This is a genomic window from Pseudobacillus wudalianchiensis, assembly GCF_001685015.1.
GTDB classification, from domain to species: Bacteria; Bacillota; Bacilli; order Bacillales; family Domibacillaceae; genus Pseudobacillus; species Pseudobacillus wudalianchiensis.
On record NZ_MAYT01000030.1, the window covers coordinates 16934 to 33680 of the forward strand.

At 40.1% G+C, this 16747-nt stretch carries 15 protein-coding genes; 13 read left to right on the forward strand and 2 right to left on the reverse strand.

Annotated features, from left to right (window positions below):
* The first annotated feature begins 2 nt into the window (after positions 1-2).
* The 8 genes from A8F95_RS18250 to A8F95_RS18285 all read left to right on the forward strand — a co-directional run bounded on the left by A8F95_RS18250 (position 3) and on the right by A8F95_RS18285 (position 8291).
* Positions 3-338 carry an STAS domain-containing protein gene (locus A8F95_RS18250; RefSeq protein WP_065411852.1) on the forward strand — a complete coding sequence of 112 codons (336 nt, stop codon included), beginning with the start codon at positions 3-5 and terminating at the stop codon, positions 336-338.
* Positions 339-422: 84 nt separating this feature from the next.
* Positions 423-1565 carry a SpoIIE family protein phosphatase gene (locus A8F95_RS18255; protein ID WP_065411853.1) on the forward strand — a complete coding sequence of 381 codons (1143 nt, stop codon included), beginning with the start codon at positions 423-425 and terminating at the stop codon, positions 1563-1565.
* Between the two features lie 37 nt (positions 1566-1602).
* Complete coding sequence (locus tag A8F95_RS18260) at positions 1603-2286, forward strand: hypothetical protein (RefSeq protein ID WP_065411854.1); 684 nt, start codon at positions 1603-1605, stop codon at positions 2284-2286.
* A 163-nt stretch (positions 2287-2449) separates the two neighbouring features.
* A complete protein-coding gene (locus A8F95_RS18265) occupies positions 2450-3844 on the forward strand; it encodes a putative bifunctional diguanylate cyclase/phosphodiesterase (RefSeq protein WP_065411855.1) in 1395 nt (464 codons plus the stop codon).
* A 108-nt stretch (positions 3845-3952) separates the two neighbouring features.
* Positions 3953-6019 (forward strand): response regulator transcription factor, encoded by a 2067-nt coding sequence (locus A8F95_RS22855; protein WP_065411856.1) that lies wholly within the window; start codon positions 3953-3955, stop codon positions 6017-6019.
* A 661-nt stretch (positions 6020-6680) separates the two neighbouring features.
* Positions 6681-7055 carry a hypothetical protein gene (locus tag A8F95_RS18275; RefSeq protein WP_065411857.1) on the forward strand — a complete coding sequence of 125 codons (375 nt, stop codon included), beginning with the start codon at positions 6681-6683 and terminating at the stop codon, positions 7053-7055.
* A gap of 40 nt (positions 7056-7095) precedes the next feature.
* The gene (locus A8F95_RS18280) at positions 7096-7281 is read left to right on the forward strand and encodes a hypothetical protein (protein WP_065411858.1); all 186 of its coding nucleotides are present in this window, start codon (positions 7096-7098) and stop codon (positions 7279-7281) included.
* Positions 7282-7502: 221 nt separating this feature from the next.
* A complete protein-coding gene (locus A8F95_RS18285) occupies positions 7503-8291 on the forward strand; it encodes a DUF4240 domain-containing protein (RefSeq protein WP_065411859.1) in 789 nt (262 codons plus the stop codon).
* A gap of 121 nt (positions 8292-8412) precedes the next feature.
* On the opposite strand, the gene A8F95_RS18290 is transcribed toward A8F95_RS18285, so the two are convergent.
* On the reverse strand, positions 8413-9594 hold the full coding sequence (locus tag A8F95_RS18290; protein ID WP_065411860.1) for a DUF5050 domain-containing protein: 1182 nt from the start codon (positions 9592-9594) through the stop codon (positions 8413-8415).
* Positions 9595-9931: 337 nt separating this feature from the next.
* On the opposite strand from A8F95_RS18290, the gene A8F95_RS18295 reads away from it, so the two are divergent.
* The 5 genes from A8F95_RS18295 to panF all read left to right on the forward strand — a co-directional run bounded on the left by A8F95_RS18295 (position 9932) and on the right by panF (position 15435).
* Positions 9932-11236, forward strand: coding sequence for a homoserine dehydrogenase (locus A8F95_RS18295; RefSeq protein WP_065411861.1), 1305 nt, complete (start codon positions 9932-9934; stop codon positions 11234-11236).
* Positions 11233-12294 carry a threonine synthase gene (gene thrC / locus A8F95_RS18300; RefSeq protein WP_049661967.1) on the forward strand — a complete coding sequence of 354 codons (1062 nt, stop codon included), beginning with the start codon at positions 11233-11235 and terminating at the stop codon, positions 12292-12294. Before A8F95_RS18295 ends, thrC begins: the two co-directional genes overlap by 4 nt.
* Entirely contained in the window at positions 12291-13181 is an 891-nt protein-coding gene (thrB, locus tag A8F95_RS18305; RefSeq protein ID WP_065411862.1) for a homoserine kinase, read from the forward strand. The genes thrC and thrB overlap by 4 nt, the downstream gene beginning before the upstream one ends.
* Positions 13182-13723: 542 nt before the next feature.
* Positions 13724-14002, forward strand: coding sequence for a YhdT family protein (locus A8F95_RS18310; RefSeq protein ID WP_049661969.1), 279 nt, complete (start codon positions 13724-13726; stop codon positions 14000-14002).
* Positions 13999-15435 (forward strand): sodium/pantothenate symporter, encoded by a 1437-nt coding sequence (panF, locus tag A8F95_RS18315; protein WP_065411863.1) that lies wholly within the window; start codon positions 13999-14001, stop codon positions 15433-15435. The genes A8F95_RS18310 and panF overlap by 4 nt, the downstream gene beginning before the upstream one ends.
* 2 nt (positions 15436-15437) lie before the next feature.
* On the opposite strand, the gene A8F95_RS18320 is transcribed toward panF, so the two are convergent.
* On the reverse strand, positions 15438-16667 hold the full coding sequence (locus A8F95_RS18320; protein WP_065411864.1) for an EAL and HDOD domain-containing protein: 1230 nt from the start codon (positions 16665-16667) through the stop codon (positions 15438-15440).
* Positions 16668-16747 lie beyond the last annotated feature (80 nt).

Genomic DNA, 16747 nt, shown 5'->3' on the forward strand with positions numbered 1-16747 from the left:
TTATGCAGATCTATCAGAGGAGCCGAGTTACTATTTTAGACATAAAGTCTGAAATAACCATTAAAAACAGTGACCTATTTAGAACAACTATGCAGCGTTTGCTTAATCACCCAAGCCTCCATTTAATTTTAAATTTAGAACATGTGACATACTTAAATAGCTCTGCGCTCGGTATTATTGCCGATATAGCAATAAAAGCAAAGGAAGCAGAGAAAGAATTAGTTATTACGGGTATTCAGTCTCCGATGAATGAAATTTTTGAAGTAGTGAAATTTGATACCTTCATGAAAATTTTTTCTACAGCGGAAGAGGCCATAGACTACTTTGAACAACACTAAACGGCCATATTTTAATGATGCTCGCTAATCAAAAAATGACGAAATGGGGAGATGGACGTTACTTTTAAGAAGTTAACGGTAAATATGAAGAGGGATTTGGAGTTTGCGGCAGGCGTTGGCAGAGCTACTTTTAATTCTGAGGAGATGAGCATATCGGCACAGCGCTATAAACTACTTTTTGATTGTTCTCCACATATAGCTTGTATGCTTGATAAGCATGGATTTATTGTTGATTTGAATATAAAAATGGAAGAGTTGGCAAGTTCTAAAATAAAAGGACAGCATTTTAATACTATTTTATATGATGAACAATCTAGTTTGACGGCGGATCTTTTTCGCGAAGCATTAGCAGGAAATACGCTGGAAGGGTATGAAACAATAAAGGACAAACAAGGTGCTCCTGTTTATATAGAATATAGAAGTATTCCTGTTGTAGTAGACAAAGAGCTGGTTGGATTATGTGTGGCAGCCAAAGACATAACAGAGAAGAAAGAGCTTGAATGGCAGAGAGAAAAGGAGCTCCATGTAGCTGCACTTGTTCAGCAAAGTGTTCTTTGTCAAACGTTAATGACAGAATCTTTGGCAATCTCTGGTCACTATGTACCTGCTCATAATATAGGGGGAGACATGTATGTCTGGTATCAGTTAGATGAGAGTCGTTTTGGTATATTGATTCTGGATGTGATGGGCCACGGTGTGTCTGCAGCTTTAATATCCATGTCCATTCGTTCAGTTGTAGAACAATTGATTAAGAGACTTCAAGCCCCAGATTTAATTATGAAAGAACTTAACGAACATGTATATACGTTATTTAATGAACGCAGTGCCTCCCTCCATTTTTTCTCTGCGCTTTACACGGTGGTGGATGTGGAGAATAAAGAAATATACTATATCAATGCTGGACATCCTCCTGGTATTTTAATACAGAAACACCAATGTATACGGCTTGTCTCTTCCAGCCCCCCCTTAGGGTTTTTGCGTAATACAGAGTTTAAGACGTCCATGCTTAGCTATGAGCATCCTGCAAGGATCATCTTGTTTACGGATGGGCTGTCTGCCTGCTCAAATAATAACTCCTCAATGAATCAATCTATAACAGAAATAGAGGAGAGTTTTTTAGCGAATAAACAGCTTGGATGCGAAGAATATGTCCAACAGGTTCTTTTACAAAGAAAGAATCCGGTAGAGCCTGATGATATTTCCCTCGTAAAGGTAGAAATTTTTTAATCTGGACATAGAGAAACTCGGCAGGGAGGCAAAAGCAATGAAAAGAAAAGGTGAGTGTGGAATACCCAAAATAAAAGCCAATCAATACAAGGGACTGGCCCAGGACAATGCTATAAAAGCGAATGATAGGAGAAGAGAAGAGGTGCTTATGTCTCCATCTTTAACATTGTCACTTGATCGATACGGGTTTGTAAAAGAGGTAAAGGCTCATGATGAAAGAATGACACTCAACGCAGCCTCTAACTTACGGAATAAGCATGCAAATGAGCTGATAGCAGACAAAAGCGGATCTTTTTTTAGTCGGTTGAAGAACGATATGAAGGAGCCAGCTTTCTTTTTGCCTGAGTTCAGATTGTATTTAAAAGAAGAAACCTATCGCTGGTTTAGAGGAATAGTCATAAAAAATGGTCAAAACGGCTATGAGCTCATTTGTCATGATATTTCAAAGGAAAAGAATGATATAGAATTTCTGGAGGATCAACAGAAAGTTTGGAGTGCAGTGGCTGATCAGGCTCCTTTATCAGTTATTCTTTCTCAACTAGCAAAAGCCATTGAAAGGCAAATCGATGGAGGGGTTTGTTCCGTTTTTTTGTACGATGAAGTGAAACAACAGTTTCAGCTTGGAGCCAGTCCCCATTTGTCGTATAACTTTAACCGGGTTACTGGTTTCTTGTTGTCTACACACCATTCTGAAGCAATGAAGGCTGTTCAAAAAAAATGAACCGCTAATCATTCCGCGAATTTTAGACTATATACCTGACGACTACCGGGCGTTTCTTCAAGAATTTCAGATCAACGGTTGTCTTCTTTTTCCGCTTGTATCTGTAAGGTTCAGGGAGATACAGGGGATTATCCTAGTTTTTTGTGAAAACGTAAAAGGATTAATGGCAGGCGAGCAACAAAACAGCATGAAGCTCGTTAGGATCGCTTCCTTAGTTATTGATTATTACAACAAAGAAAAAGAGCTAAAACATACGGTCATGTACGATACTTTAACTGGTCTTCCCAACCGCTCTTCCTTAATTACAGCTATTGAAGGGGAGATTGAGCGAGATACAAACCAGCCCCTTGTTTTATTTTGTATTGACTGTGATCGCTTTCAACTGATAAATGATTCTTTCGGATATAATACGGGAGATAGAATTTTACAGCAGCTTGCGGATAAATTAAATGAAAATCCACATAAAGAGAATATGGTTGCCCGTCTAAATGGAGATAAATTCGTTGTATTAAGTAAAAATTGTGAAGATCCAACACTATTTATTCAAAACATTCAAGCTATCTTTGATCAGCCATGGATTATTAATGGAAAAGAAATCTATCTTACTGTAGGGATTGGCATTGCGAAGTATCCAGCGGACGGACGCGATGCTGAAACATTATTAAAGAGAGTAGAAAAAGCGCTCTACACGGCTAAGACAGAGGGGAGAAGCCATGTCTGCTTTTTTCGTAAAGAATCGGAATCTTCCTTTTCAAGTAGACTAAGCTTGGAGCAGGATCTTTATCATGCGCTCGAAAAAGAACAGTTTAGCCTTTATTATCAGCCGCAAGTAAATATGGTGACAGGAGAAATAGTTGGAGCGGAAGCACTCATGAGGTGGAAGCATCCAGTGCATGGGTACATCCCGCCTGTGAAGTTTATTCCATTATTAGAAGACATAGGTCTGATCAAGCCAGTAGGGGAATGGGTGTTAAACACAGCTTGTCATCAGCAAAAATCATGGGCTTCTAAATATTCAGCACCGTTTCATATGTCTGTAAATCTGTCTCCAAAACAATTTGAAGAAGATACGCTCGTAAGTTCGGTAAAAAAAGCTTTAAATCTATCTGGTATGAATGCAGCTCATTTAAAGCTAGAGATTACAGAAAGTATGCTTTTAAACGAGGAAGGTCGTGCTTTAGAAATGTTAAACCGGCTAAATGAAATTGGTGTAGGGGTATCCATTGATGACTTCGGTACAGGATATTCATCTCTTTCCTATCTAAAGCGGTTTCCTATTCAAACAATCAAGATTGATCGTGCTTTTGTAAAAGACATTGAACAGGATAAGAGAGATCAACTGATCATCAAAGCGATTATTGATCTTAGCCGTGCTTTAAACGTTGGCATTATCGCCGAGGGTGCCGAAACTATTAATCAAATTAATTGTTTGAGAGAAGCTGAGTGTCACACCGTCCAAGGATACTTCTTTAGCCAGCCTGTTCCACCCGAAATATTTGAACAGAAACTACCAGAATGGACGAAACTTGCCGAAATAATTAGTAGATCACGCAAATAAAAGCTAGTAGTGAACGCGTTATTAATATTTTTAGGATTATTTTACTAAAAAAATTAACAGAACATAGCCGATACTACTAGTAGAAAAAGATTTGTGGGTGGAGGCTCTATGAACTACTTTAAGATATTGTTTGAAAATATTGTCAACCTGAATTCCTATATGATTAACGCACCGATTGCTGTGTATGAGTTAGAAGGAAAAAAGTTATTTAGTACCGAACTGGATGAGGAGAGACTTCCAGAAGCAGAGGCCATCGCTTTTTTTGAAGACCTTAAACGAGTTGCCGAAAAAATTGAGAAAACAACCATTTTTACTCCTAACAGCGATCAATACTCTTCCTTTTGTTATTTTCTATCTCCGGTTTTTGAAATCGGAGATTATTCTTTATTTCTTCTTGCCGGCCCTTTCCAAAACCCAGAAGTTGTGGAGGAAGCAGAAAGAGATGCCTGGCATTTGCCATTTATTCATGCGAAAGCTCAGGAAAAGAGCTTGTTATACATGGATCGTCTGGTAGAAATGATTGCAGTTTTAGAAAGACAAACACATCTAAAAACCATTAGCCAAAAAATTAATGAAATATTTTATACTGTATATGATGCAGGTGAAAAACATGTGGATCAATACATGGCAAGGATTTCTAGATTATTAATGCAAACAAATGAACTGGACTTCTTCGGCTACGCTAGGAAAAATGAAAATGATGTATATGAAATTGACTTAATCGAAGGAAAGAACACGGAAAGCCTTAAAGGCAAGTTTTTTCATATTGGAGAAGGGGCTTTAGGACATGCGGTCGCTTCTGAACGGGATGTCCATTGGAATCACATAAGACACACGAACAGGGCAAAGATTCTTAACGCCCACGGAATTTTCCCGAACCATCTATACTGTTACCCGATTAAGAAAAATGACACGATAGGGGCGCTCCTATTTATTGGCACAGCGAAGGAGAAAATGGTCGATCAAGAATTGCTGCAGCTTATTTCGTTTCTTGTAAACTATCTGCAAGAAAGAAAACAGACGAAGGAAGGGCTTGTTCAAGCATCAAGAACCTGTTCTCTCTACAGTTCCTTAGTTGATTTTCTAGAAATATGCTTTTATACGAAAGATTTTAAAAATGTTATTTATAAAATTCTAGACTTTTTTCAATCTATTTCTGAAGATCATCCAATTTGTTTTACATTAGAGAGCAAGGAGTACTTTTCAAGGGGATTGCCGAGTGAAAAAGTATATGAACAGCATAAAGAAATAGCCGATGCTGCCCTTAATACAAGCATAAAGGAAGAATTGATAGAATCAGAAGAGCATATCAGCAAGCCTTTTACAGTGCATGGAAAGGTATACGGGCTATTGACGATTGACACTGATGGTATGAGCATCCCTGATTTCATGAAAGATATGCTCAATATTACAGCGGAAGCCGCCAGTCTAATTTACAAAAAGTTTTTAGATGAACAAAGTATCGCAACTCCAGCCTATATTAGCCGTCTTGAGCTTTTGCATGGAAGCATGAAGGAGCTTAATACTCAAAAATACGAGTTAACAATGGCTGCAGTTGACATGACAAAGAAATTAGCACACAGCTTGAAAATAAAGGAAGAAAATATTGGGGTTTTACTAAGAGCGTGCAAAATGATTCCTTACAGCCATGCTTTTCTCATAGATAACTTTCAAGGAACCGACGAACTAGTGATTGTGGAGGAATATCTTAATTATACAACTGCAGAACAAAAGCCAGCTTTGAGACGAGCTGAGTCACAAATTCTTCTGCTTGTCTTCGCGGCGTTACGAAACGAGGATGTAGAAAAAGAATCTGATCACATGAATCCAACGATTGCAAGCCTTTTTTTTCAACTGTATCCAGAATATAAGGGGAAAAAGGGTGAAGGTACGAACAACATCACAAGTCCGAAGAAAGAGTTCGAATCAAAAGCAATCGAAAAAATAAAGGATATCAAGGGAGTTATTATGAGCCTAAATTTAACAGCTCGTGAAAAGGAAATTCTTCATTTAGTGTTAGAGGGTCTTAACAACCACGAAGTGTCCGATTATTTAACTATTAGCGTACACACAGTTAAAAACCATATTACTAATATCTATAGGAAACTAAATGTAACGGACCGGGTGCAGGCAATGGCGAAAATATATAGAATCAAATATGAGGAAGAGGAATGATCGATTTACAGGCTGCCGATCATTTGCTTAGGGGATTAGCTAAGAGAAGAGATAGGCGGTGCATTTCAGATTTGACTATTATAATTATAGGGAGTGAGCTGAAGCTCTTTGCTTCCTATCATTTTGTTTGCATAACAATATGAATAGAAATCAGAAAGAGTTCCAGCTCTTATTGATGTGTAATTAGACTCTTATTTCTTCGTTTGCGAATAGGTCTTTTATAGAAAAGAAAGTTAATTATCTTTATTAATAGACTTGGGCTACAAACAGCCTCCGCTTAGCTCCCTCTTTTTAAAATTCTCTGCTCCCTCATTTAACCGTAAAAACCAATAAAACAATCAAGCATCTCTAAAGAGAAGCGCATGCTGCTCCTCTTCTTTGTTAATGTTCTCTATATGAACGAATTGAAGCCTTGCCTTGTAAAAAGCAAGGTTTTTTATTTAAATAGAAAAGATTATAATGAACGTATGATATATATGTAAAAATATGGATCTTAGATGAGTGATGATATTTCATCTGTCTTAACCGATCAGCTCAATCATAGAAAAAAGGAATATATCCTATTCAATCACATAGGATTGAAACCTTCTAGGAATCTGAGTGCAAATGTTGAAATCGACAACGGGACGACTAAGCAGAAATAAAAAAAGAAGGAGACCCTATGCAAAAACTTCTCTCGGCTTTCATACTGTTTATGTTAACGCTGACTGCAGGCTGTAGTAGTGACATGATTGGTTTTTCTGGGGAAAGCGACAGTTGGAAAGGAGAGTATTCAGCTGTTAAGAGCGACACAAATGAACACGGAGAATATCGATTTACTTACAAACACGCCGCAAGAGACACCTCTTTTAAGAACTTAACGATTATGATTCATAACGGTGAAACGGTAAGACAAGAAGATTTCTTTAAAGGAGCCACCATCGTTATTTCTATTGCCGGTTCAGGCAGCGGCCTGACTCGGGAAAGTGATCCTATTCCGGTGACAATTAAATGGGACGAGGATCAGGAAGAATCTTTTACGATGAAACCGAGATAACCGTTGAAAGGGCTTTACGAGCGGGGGAGGGGGTAGGAGCGTGAATGAGATTTGGCTAGTAATCACTAATTGTTTAATGCTTTCTTTTTTTATCGGATTGGCCTTTTGGCTGCTGAATTTCCTATTTCCTAAAAAACATTATGATATGGTGCTTGGGGTAATCCTCATTTTATCAAGTATTGGAACTATATTTTATAGCCTGAATTACATAAAAGGATGGGGGTAGGGCTAATGGCCGCTCTCGTTTTAGGAGGAACGATTATTGCACTAGGGGTTAGCGTCATTATAAAAGTGCTGTTGCAGAATAAAGGGAAGAAACATTAGCTAGAACTTATACAGACGATTAGTTGTGTGCTTATGAACATTTTATATGCCATTATAGAGGTAGCAGGATAATGTTCTGATTCTATAAAACTCAATCATTTAGCTAGAGGGAGTGGGGGACTATTGAAAACATTACTTACATATAACCAGGGCTCATCCAACAAATTTTGGAAAATTTATGTGGCGGGACATTCATTTACAGTGACTTATGGGAAAGTGGGTACGATCGGCTCAGTGAAAGTAAAAGAGTTTGACTCAGAAGAGGTATGCCAGAAAGAAGCACAAAAGCTTATTCAATCAAAATTAAAGAAAGGTTATGTATGGGCCCAGTCATCCTATCATGTCATAAAAGAAAGCTCGATGACAGAAGAACAGTTTTGGGCGTTATTGGAGAAGTGCAAGGAAAAGGGAGAAGAGGCAGACGAGCAAATGGAGTGGCTGGTCGCACAGTTATCGAAAAAGTCGATAAAAGATATTGTCATGTTTGATTCTATTTTCAATCAGCATTACCACAAGTCCTATACGTCCGATTTGTGGGCGGCTGCTTATATTGTGATGGGAGGATGCTCAGACGATTGCTTTGATTATTTCAGAGCCTGGCTGCTTTATCTTGGAAAGGAGCTGTATGAAGCGGCCATTGAAAATCCTGAAACCCTTCTTCCTTATTTTAAAATCCTAGAAGAGCAAGAAGAAATCCCCCAATTAGAAGAACTGCTGTATGTAGCAAGCCAGGCGTATGAGGAAAAAACAGGGCTCGATGATGAGGCCTATTTCAAGGTATACGATCAATTAGCAAAAGACGATGGCACCGAGCCAGAAATGGAGTTTGACTGGGAGGAAGATGACGTAGAAGGGCTGCGCAGGAAGTTCCCGCTATTATGGAGGGAGTATGGGGAGAATCCGTTAGAGTAACACTAGTATTTGCTTTTTGCAGGGTGTTACATTCTTGAGAAGAATAAAATCCAAGATAGTAAGAAAAACCGCGCTTTAAGATTCTATTTGAGCTTAAAGCGCGGTTTCTGCTGTTACAGAGTTATTGAATGGATAACCGATATAACTGCTGTTGATCACGTATGTCAACACCGTTCCAATAGGTCATGTACAATGCTCCATTTTGATATTCAAAATTACCATTCATTCTTCCTGGCAGCGTAGTCATTTTTTTATGATTTTTCCCGTCAAAGGTCATTTGATAAATACTTTGTTTAGAAGCAAAATTATTCTCGTTATAATAAATATAGAGGGAGCCAATATAGAAATTGGACAAGTTCACGGAAGAGACTTTCTTGATTTCCTTCCCGTTTAAGTTCATTTGATATAAGTTTCTTCCATTAATTTTATCATCCCAATGAATAACACAGTAAATCGTATTATACTTTACCGTAATAGTATCGATATTATTGATTCCTGTTAGTAATAGTTTTTCTGATTTCCCTCCACTTGTTTCTATTTTAGAAAAGAATTCATTTACTTCAAAATCTGCATCCTCTTCATCGCTATTTCCTTCATACACATCATACACAAAATAAATCCAGCCATTGTGGACAGTAAACTCTTGTACCCATCCTGCTGGTTTGTATAAAAACTTTGTTCCCTTTCCGTTTACATTAACACTGAAAAAACCTTTTTCAGTGTAGTAGTAAATGTTGCTGCCATTGATCGTATACTGTGATGTGCTCACCGCTGAATAAGTATATAGCAAGCTTCCTTTTAACGAATATTTTTGAAGCTTAGAAAGGTTTTCGTTAAACACATAGATGGCATCATTTTGTATACGGATATTTGAATAGTTTCCTGCTCGAATGATAGAGGCCTTTTTTAATTTGCTGTCCGTTTTATAAATACCGGGTGTTTTTGTTGAAGAAGAGTCGATTACTACAAAGACAGCTCCTTGTTTTTCAGCAAAATGGCGCTGCGACGAATTATCGGAATCTGGCTCGTTATTGACTTTCAAGAGGGCAGCAGGGACGTAAGCAGACTTTTTATTAAAGGAGATCTCTGCCCAGCCGCCTGGTTTTATACTGAGAATAGAAACAGCTTGCCCTTTTTTTAGTGTGCCGATTGCTTTTGCTTTTGGACTTGGCTTCTCGCGAACGCTCAATGAAGCTGTGTTAACTACAGCCTTTTGGGAAGAACTTGCCGCAGTTGAAGCGGCAGGATGATAAAAACTAAGCATCATTACTGCCAGTGCTAAAATAACTATTAACTTTTTCATATGTATCCTCCATATTATGTATATAATTCCATTATAACATTATTTTAGCGATAAATAATTTATGAGAGTAGAAAGATTTTTTTAATCAATTATTAAAATAGTTGATCCAGTGGTGAGAGAGGAAGATAAAACAAATTAAAAAACAAATAGAGCCGCCCTCATATTGAACGGATTGTTTTTGTTATTGAAAGATGAAGAGATTTTTTATAAAATTTAGAAAAGCGAAAAGAATTTTATTTTGCTAGCATAATAGGTTGTAATAAGAAAGGGAAGCATATATAATGTCTACTATATAAGAACAAATGTACACTAGAAAAGAACACGGGAGTGAGGAATTGTGAGAGACAACATTAAAGTAGGTTTATTAGGGTTAGGCACAGTCGGAACAGGAGTTGTGAAGATGATTCAAAATCATCAGGAACAGCTCGTTCACCAAGTAGGGTGCCCGGTATCAATTAAAAAAGTACTAGTGAAGAATCCGGACAAAGTCCGTGATGTCGAACTCGATAGCAGCATCCTCACTACAGATCCGTATGATGTTATCAATGATTCAGAAATCGATGTAATTGTTGAAGTAATAGGCGGGATCGAGGAAACACGCCAGTACATAATCGATGCCTTGAATCTGAAAAAACAAGTAGTAACGGCTAACAAAGATTTAATCGCTCTTCATGGTTCGGAATTGCAAAAAATCGCTGTAGAAAACGGCTGCGATTTATTCTATGAAGCAAGTGTAGCTGGCGGTATCCCAATCATTAAAGGATTGGCGGATGGCCTGGCTTCTGATAAAATTCAAAAGATGATGGGGATTGTGAACGGCACAACAAATTATATTTTAACGAAGATGACGAAAGAAGGCCTTTCTTATGAAACAGCTTTGAAAGATGCCCAAGATTTAGGCTTTGCAGAAGCCGATCCGACGTCTGACGTAGAAGGTTTGGATGCGGCACGTAAAATGGCCATTCTTGCTCGTCTTGCGTTCTCGATGGATATTGAGCTTGATGATGTGTCAGTGAGCGGTATTTCAAGCGTAACAAAAGACGATTTAAAATATGGCAATATGCTCGGTTACACAATGAAGCTAATTGGCTATGCTGACCAAGAAAATGATCGTGCGGAAGTAAGTGTTCAACCGACATTCTTAGAAAATAATCATCCGCTCGCTTCTGTTAACGATGAATATAACGCTGTTTATGTTTATGGGGAAGCTGTTGGGGAAACGATGTTCTATGGTCCGGGAGCAGGCAGCTTGCCGACAGCTACTTCTATTGTGAGTGATGTGCTCGCTGTTGTGAAAAACATGCGCCTCGGCGTAAATGGCCGCAGTGTATTGGCGCCGCAATTTGATCGTCAATTGAAAGAAGCAAATGAGCGCTTTGCTAAATACTTTATCCGTTTGCACGTTCGTGATGAAGTCGGTGCTTTTTCTGAACTGACAAAATTATTTTCTAACCATTCGATCAGCTTTGAAAAAATTCTTCAGCTGCCGCTTGAAGAAGAGGGGCTAGCAGAGATTGTGATCGTTACTCATAAAGCATCAATGGAAAACTATCAAAATGTATTATCACAAGTAAAAGACCTGGATGTCGTAAAAGGAGTAGAAAGCTTCTACCGGGTTGAAGGAGAGGGAGCAACAAGATGAAATGGGAAGGCTTAATCAAACAATATAGAGAGTTTTTACCGGTAACAGAGAACACTCCGGAGTTATCTTTAATGGAAGGAAACACTCCGCTGATTCCACTCCATAATTTATCTAAAAAGCTTGATATTGATCTTCATGTCAAAACAGAAGGCACAAACCCGACTGGTTCCTTTAAAGACCGTGGTATGGTCATGGCGGTAGCGAAAGCGAAAGAAGAAGGCAGCAACACGGTAATCTGTGCTTCTACCGGCAACACATCAGCTGCAGCGGCTGCTTATGCAGCTCGTGCGGGAATGCGTGCCATCATCGTTATTCCTGAAGGCAAAATCGCAATGGGAAAACTAGCTCAGGCGATGATGTATGGTGCTGAAATCGTTTCAATCGAAGGAAACTTCGATGATGCGCTCAAAATGGTCCGCAATATTAGCGAGCATTCACCGATTACACTCGTTAACTCAGTCAACCCATACCGGATTGAAGGCCAAAAGACAGCTGCTTTTGAAATTTGTGATCAGCTTGGCAAAGCACCGGACGTTTTAGCGATTCCTGTAGGAAATGCCGGTAACATTACGGCTTACTGGAAAGGGTTTAAAGAATATAACGAAAAATTCGGCACAGGCCTTCCAAAAATGCACGGTTTTGAAGCGGAAGGAGCCGCAGCGATCGTGAAAAACATGGTGATCGAGCAGCCGGAAACAGTAGCTACGGCGATCCGTATCGGTAATCCGGCAAGCTGGGATAAAGCAGTTGCCGCAAGAGAAGAGTCTGGCGGTAAAATCGACCTCGTAACAGACGAGGAAATCCTTGCAGCCTTTGAATTGATTACAAAAGAAGAGGGTATTTTTGCAGAGCCGGCTTCCTGTGCATCGATTGCTGGTATTATTAAACATCGCAAATCTGGTGAAATTCCAGCCGGTGTTACTGTTGCGGCTGTCTTAACAGGAAATGGCTTGAAAGATCCGCAAACAGCCATTGACCAAATTGCGAAAAAGCCAGTTGTTCTGCCAAATGAAGAAAAGGCTGTGTTTGATTTTATCCAAGGAGTGGTTCGTGCATGAGTAAGCCGGTAACAATGAAAGTACCGGCCAGCACGGCCAACCTCGGGCCGGGGTTTGATTCCCTCGGCCTTGCTTTAAATTTATATTTAACATTGAAAATCACACCAGCTTCCGAATGGCACTTTGAACACCAGTCCCCCATGCTTGCTGGTTTGCCAAATGATAAAACGCATCTCGTGTATCAGGCGGCTGAGAAAACGGCGAATGCTTACGGTGGCACTTTACCGCCTTTACACATCGTAATGGATAGTGAAATTCCGCTTGCCCGCGGACTTGGCAGCAGTGCAGCAGCCATTGCGGCTGGCATTGAACTGGCAGATCGGTATGCGAATTTGCAGCTGTCTGATCAGGAAAAGCTAAAGATCGGCAATCAAATGGAAGGGCACCCTGATAATATTGGAGCGTCTCTGTTTGGCGGCATGGTCGCAGGTGTTTCGTTCGGTGAAGAAGCTGATATTGTGCAGCTTCCTGTTCCTGATGTAGATGTGGTCGTTCTCATCCCGTCCTATGAGGTCAAGACGAGTGATGCACGAAGCGTTCTGCCAGAAAGCTTCACAAGACAAAAAGCAGTAGAAGCGAGCGCGGTTGCCAATGTCCTGCTTGCAGCGCTATCTGCTGGCCATTATGAGCTTGCTGGAAAGCTCATGGAAAAAGATCAATTCCACGAGCCCTACCGCCTGCAATTGATTAAAGAATTGCCGGAAGCGAGAAAGCTCGCTCATGAAGCAGGCGCGTATGCCACGGTTATTAGCGGGGCAGGCCCAACAATTTTAACGTTTGCACCGAAAGGAACAGCATCTGATATCATATCGGTGTTCCGTGATCAGTTTACGGATTGCGATGTTAAGCAGCTTGATGTTCATACAGGCCGAATCCAGTATACATAAAGCAAGCTCAAGTAATATACTGCAGTCTAATTAAACAATGAATCAACATGCAATAAGCCGAGCGGAAACGCTCGGCTTATTCATTTATTTGGAAAGCTAAAGGGAAGGTTCTGCATCTATCTAACAGGTAGAAGTGCTTTACTCAGGGCTGATTAATGCTTAGAAAAATTTAATGTTAGTTTCATGAGAATAATGGTTACCCTAGTGGCTGAAAACACCTCCTGCATCCTAAAAACGTTTTATTACTTGGGGAAGTAATCGAATAGGAAGAAAGCTACGGCTTAATAGCCGCTTTGCCACTCTATTCAAATAATTAATAAAAAGTGGTTGACAATAAATGTGAATCGGTTATAATTGAAATTGACATTCATTCTCATTACCCCCTCTTTTATGAGATTGAAGCATTGCAGACTTAGAATAGAAGGATGGCGCATACAGGGCGCCATCCTTTTCTTTTTTATAAAACGGGATTGCATCTCATGCTCTCCTATCGTAATGTTAAAAGAGGCTGTAAAGCTCCTGTAAAAGAAAGGAAGGGACATATGAATAAAAAGGTACAGGAGGACCCTCGCTTCAAAATAGCAAAGAAAGAGGCATGGATAGGGATCCTATTGGTTGTGTTTAATTTTATCTGGTGGTATGGCTTTGCCTACGGGCTTGGCAGTGGTCCGCCTGAAAACTATACGTTTATTTTTGGGCTTCCAGCCTGGTTTTTTTATAGTTGTGTAGTGGGCCTGATTGTGATGATTCTTCTCGTATTCCTAACGGTCAAATTCTTTTTTAAAGAAGTGCCGTTCGATGAGGAAGGGGAAGAAAGATGAATATGTCTGTGATTTGGCCGCTTATTGTATTTCTTGTTCTTATTTTTTTTGTGGGGATTTATGCTTCAAAACACGTACAAAGTTCGTCCTCATTCATCCAAGAATATTTTTTAGGAAGCCGGGAACTGGGCGGATTTATTTTGGCGATGACGATGGCCGCTACATATGGAAGTGCCTCCAGCTTTTTAAGCGGTCCCGGTGCTGCTTATCATTATGGGCTTGCCTGGGTATTGCTGGCCATGAGCCAGGTAGCCACCGGATATTTTGTTCTCATGATTCTCGGTAAGAAGTTTGCCATTATGGCAAGGCAGTATAAGGCCGTCACCCTTGTCGACTTTTTATTTGCCCGCTATAAAAATCAGCTCGTCGTCATCCTGGCCGCTCTTAGCATTATCATTTTTTTATTTTCGGCCATGGTAGCCCAGTGGATCGGCGGTGCAAGATTAGTTGAATCCCTCACTGGCCTTTCGTACACAACGGCGTTGATTATCTTTGCGTCCTCTGTCCTAATTTATGTCGTAATCGGCGGCTTCCGTGCTGTTGCTATTACCGATATGGTACAAGGTCTCATTATGGTAGCGGGTACAGTGATTTTGTTCGTTGCGGCTTTAAAGGCTGGCGGGGGCATGGAGAATATTATGATGAAGCTTGGGGAGGAAAACCCTAACCTGTTAAGCCCGTATGGAAATGATCGCAGCCTGACATCGCTTTACGTTTCTTCTTTCTGGATTTTAGTCGGCGTCGGTGTCGTTGGTTTGCCGCAAGTAGCAGTACGGGCGATGAGCTATAAGAATGCTAAGGCGATGCACCGTGCGTTAGTGATCGGCACGATCGTTGTTGGCGTGATTATGCTGGGGATGCACTTGATTGGGGTCATGGCACGGGCCATTATTCCGGGTATTACGATCGGTGACAAGGTAATGCCTGAATTGGCGATGACCATTATGCCAGACTGGCTGGCCGGTATCGTGCTGGCCGCTCCGATGGCGGCGATTATGTCTACGGTAGATTCTTTGCTGCTTCTCGTTTCTAGTGCTGTAGTAAAGGACTTATATTTACACTTTATCAATAAGAAAGCAGAAGAACAGAAAGTAAAAAAACTGAGCTTTATCGTGACAACCATTGTCGGTATCGTTGTTTTTATCGTAGCTCTTCAGCCGCCTGATTTAATTATTTGGCTGAACTTGTTTTCATTTGGGGGGCTGGAGGCTGTATTTATTTGGCCTGTTGTATTAGGCCTTTACTGGCAGCAGGCAAATGGTCCTGGGGCGGCCTCTTCTATGGTGATTGGCATGGTCTCCTATATTCTATTAAACACCTTTTATCCGAATGCTTTTGGTATGCATACTGTTGTTCTGCCCATTTTATTATCGCTCATTACATTCGTTGCCGTTTCTTTGTTAAGCGGACGGCAAAATTGGAAACAGGCCTAGGTTTACTCTAGGCCTGTTTCTGTTTTTATCATCTTATCTGCCCATTCTAGTGCCTCCTGGTAACAGTCCCAGAGGACATGATGTTCGAGCTGCTTTCCGCCGCTCACTCGATCAGCTGCTTTCCAATTTCCTTTTTCTATTTCCTGTATTAAAGAAAGCAGTTCAAAAAGGATGCCTTCCTTGAACAGGAGAGCTTGCTTTATTCTTTCGTCTACCGGCAGCTCCTGGAGAAGAAGATCCATTGGTTTGTTAATCAAAACGTCGATCATCGAAAGCATCCCTAATAAGAAAAATAATGACGGCGGCTCTTCTTTGAAATAAGATAAAGCTAGCAGCTCTAGCGCTCTGGCTCGTGTTAATGAAATGCGGACTACTTCTTCAGGGCATGTCGAACTAGGGAAGCCTATCATGATAAAGAACAGCCATTTTTTCAATTCTTCAAGTCCGATTAGTATAATGGCCTGCTGAATGGTTTTTACTTTTTTTCTTTGAATGAATGCTGTCCGGTTTAATAGCTTCAGCAATTTGTAAGAAAGAGACAAATCTGCTTCAATGTATTTGGCTATTTTAAGGATGTCAGGTTCTGGATTCAATGCCTCACGCAAAATAATAAAGTGCTGATTAGAAAATTGAGGGATTGATTCGCCGCTAACGAGTGTAGGTTTAGCGAAAAAGAATCCTTGAAATAAATCAAACCCTTCATTCAATGCTTCTTCAAAATGCCCTCTCGTTTCTACCTTTTCTGCAAGCCAGACGAGAGGAAATTTCTTCAACTCTCGTTTCATGTTAATTCTTTCAGCTTTTGATGTGCAGAGAAAGTCGACTTTGATAATATCAGCATACTTGATCAGGTCTTTATTGCTGTCTTTTAAAAGAAAGTCATCGAGGGCAATTGTGTAGCCTTTTGCTTTCAGCTTTTGACAGGCAGACTCTATCTCAGTACTCGCTGCGATATCCTCTAGCAGCTCGACAATTATGTTTTCAGCAGGCAGAAACTCTGGGAAGTTTTGAAGGAGGAGATTTTCTGTGAAGTTAATGAATACTTGCTTTCCTCGGGAAAGTTTGTCGAGACCAATATGCAGCAAACTGTTTGCCAGCAATTCGATCGTTGCTTTATCGCCATTCATGTATGTGCCAGGATGTTCGCCTGCTTCATTGCGGTATAGCAGCTCATAGGCAACGGTTTGCTCTTTGCGATTTAATATTGGCTGTCTCGCCACGTGTACAAGCATGATTTCACCCCCTTTAATCCTTTTTTTGATTCGCTTATAGGTAAAAAGATATAATTTTTATTTGGGTTTGTCTACAAATA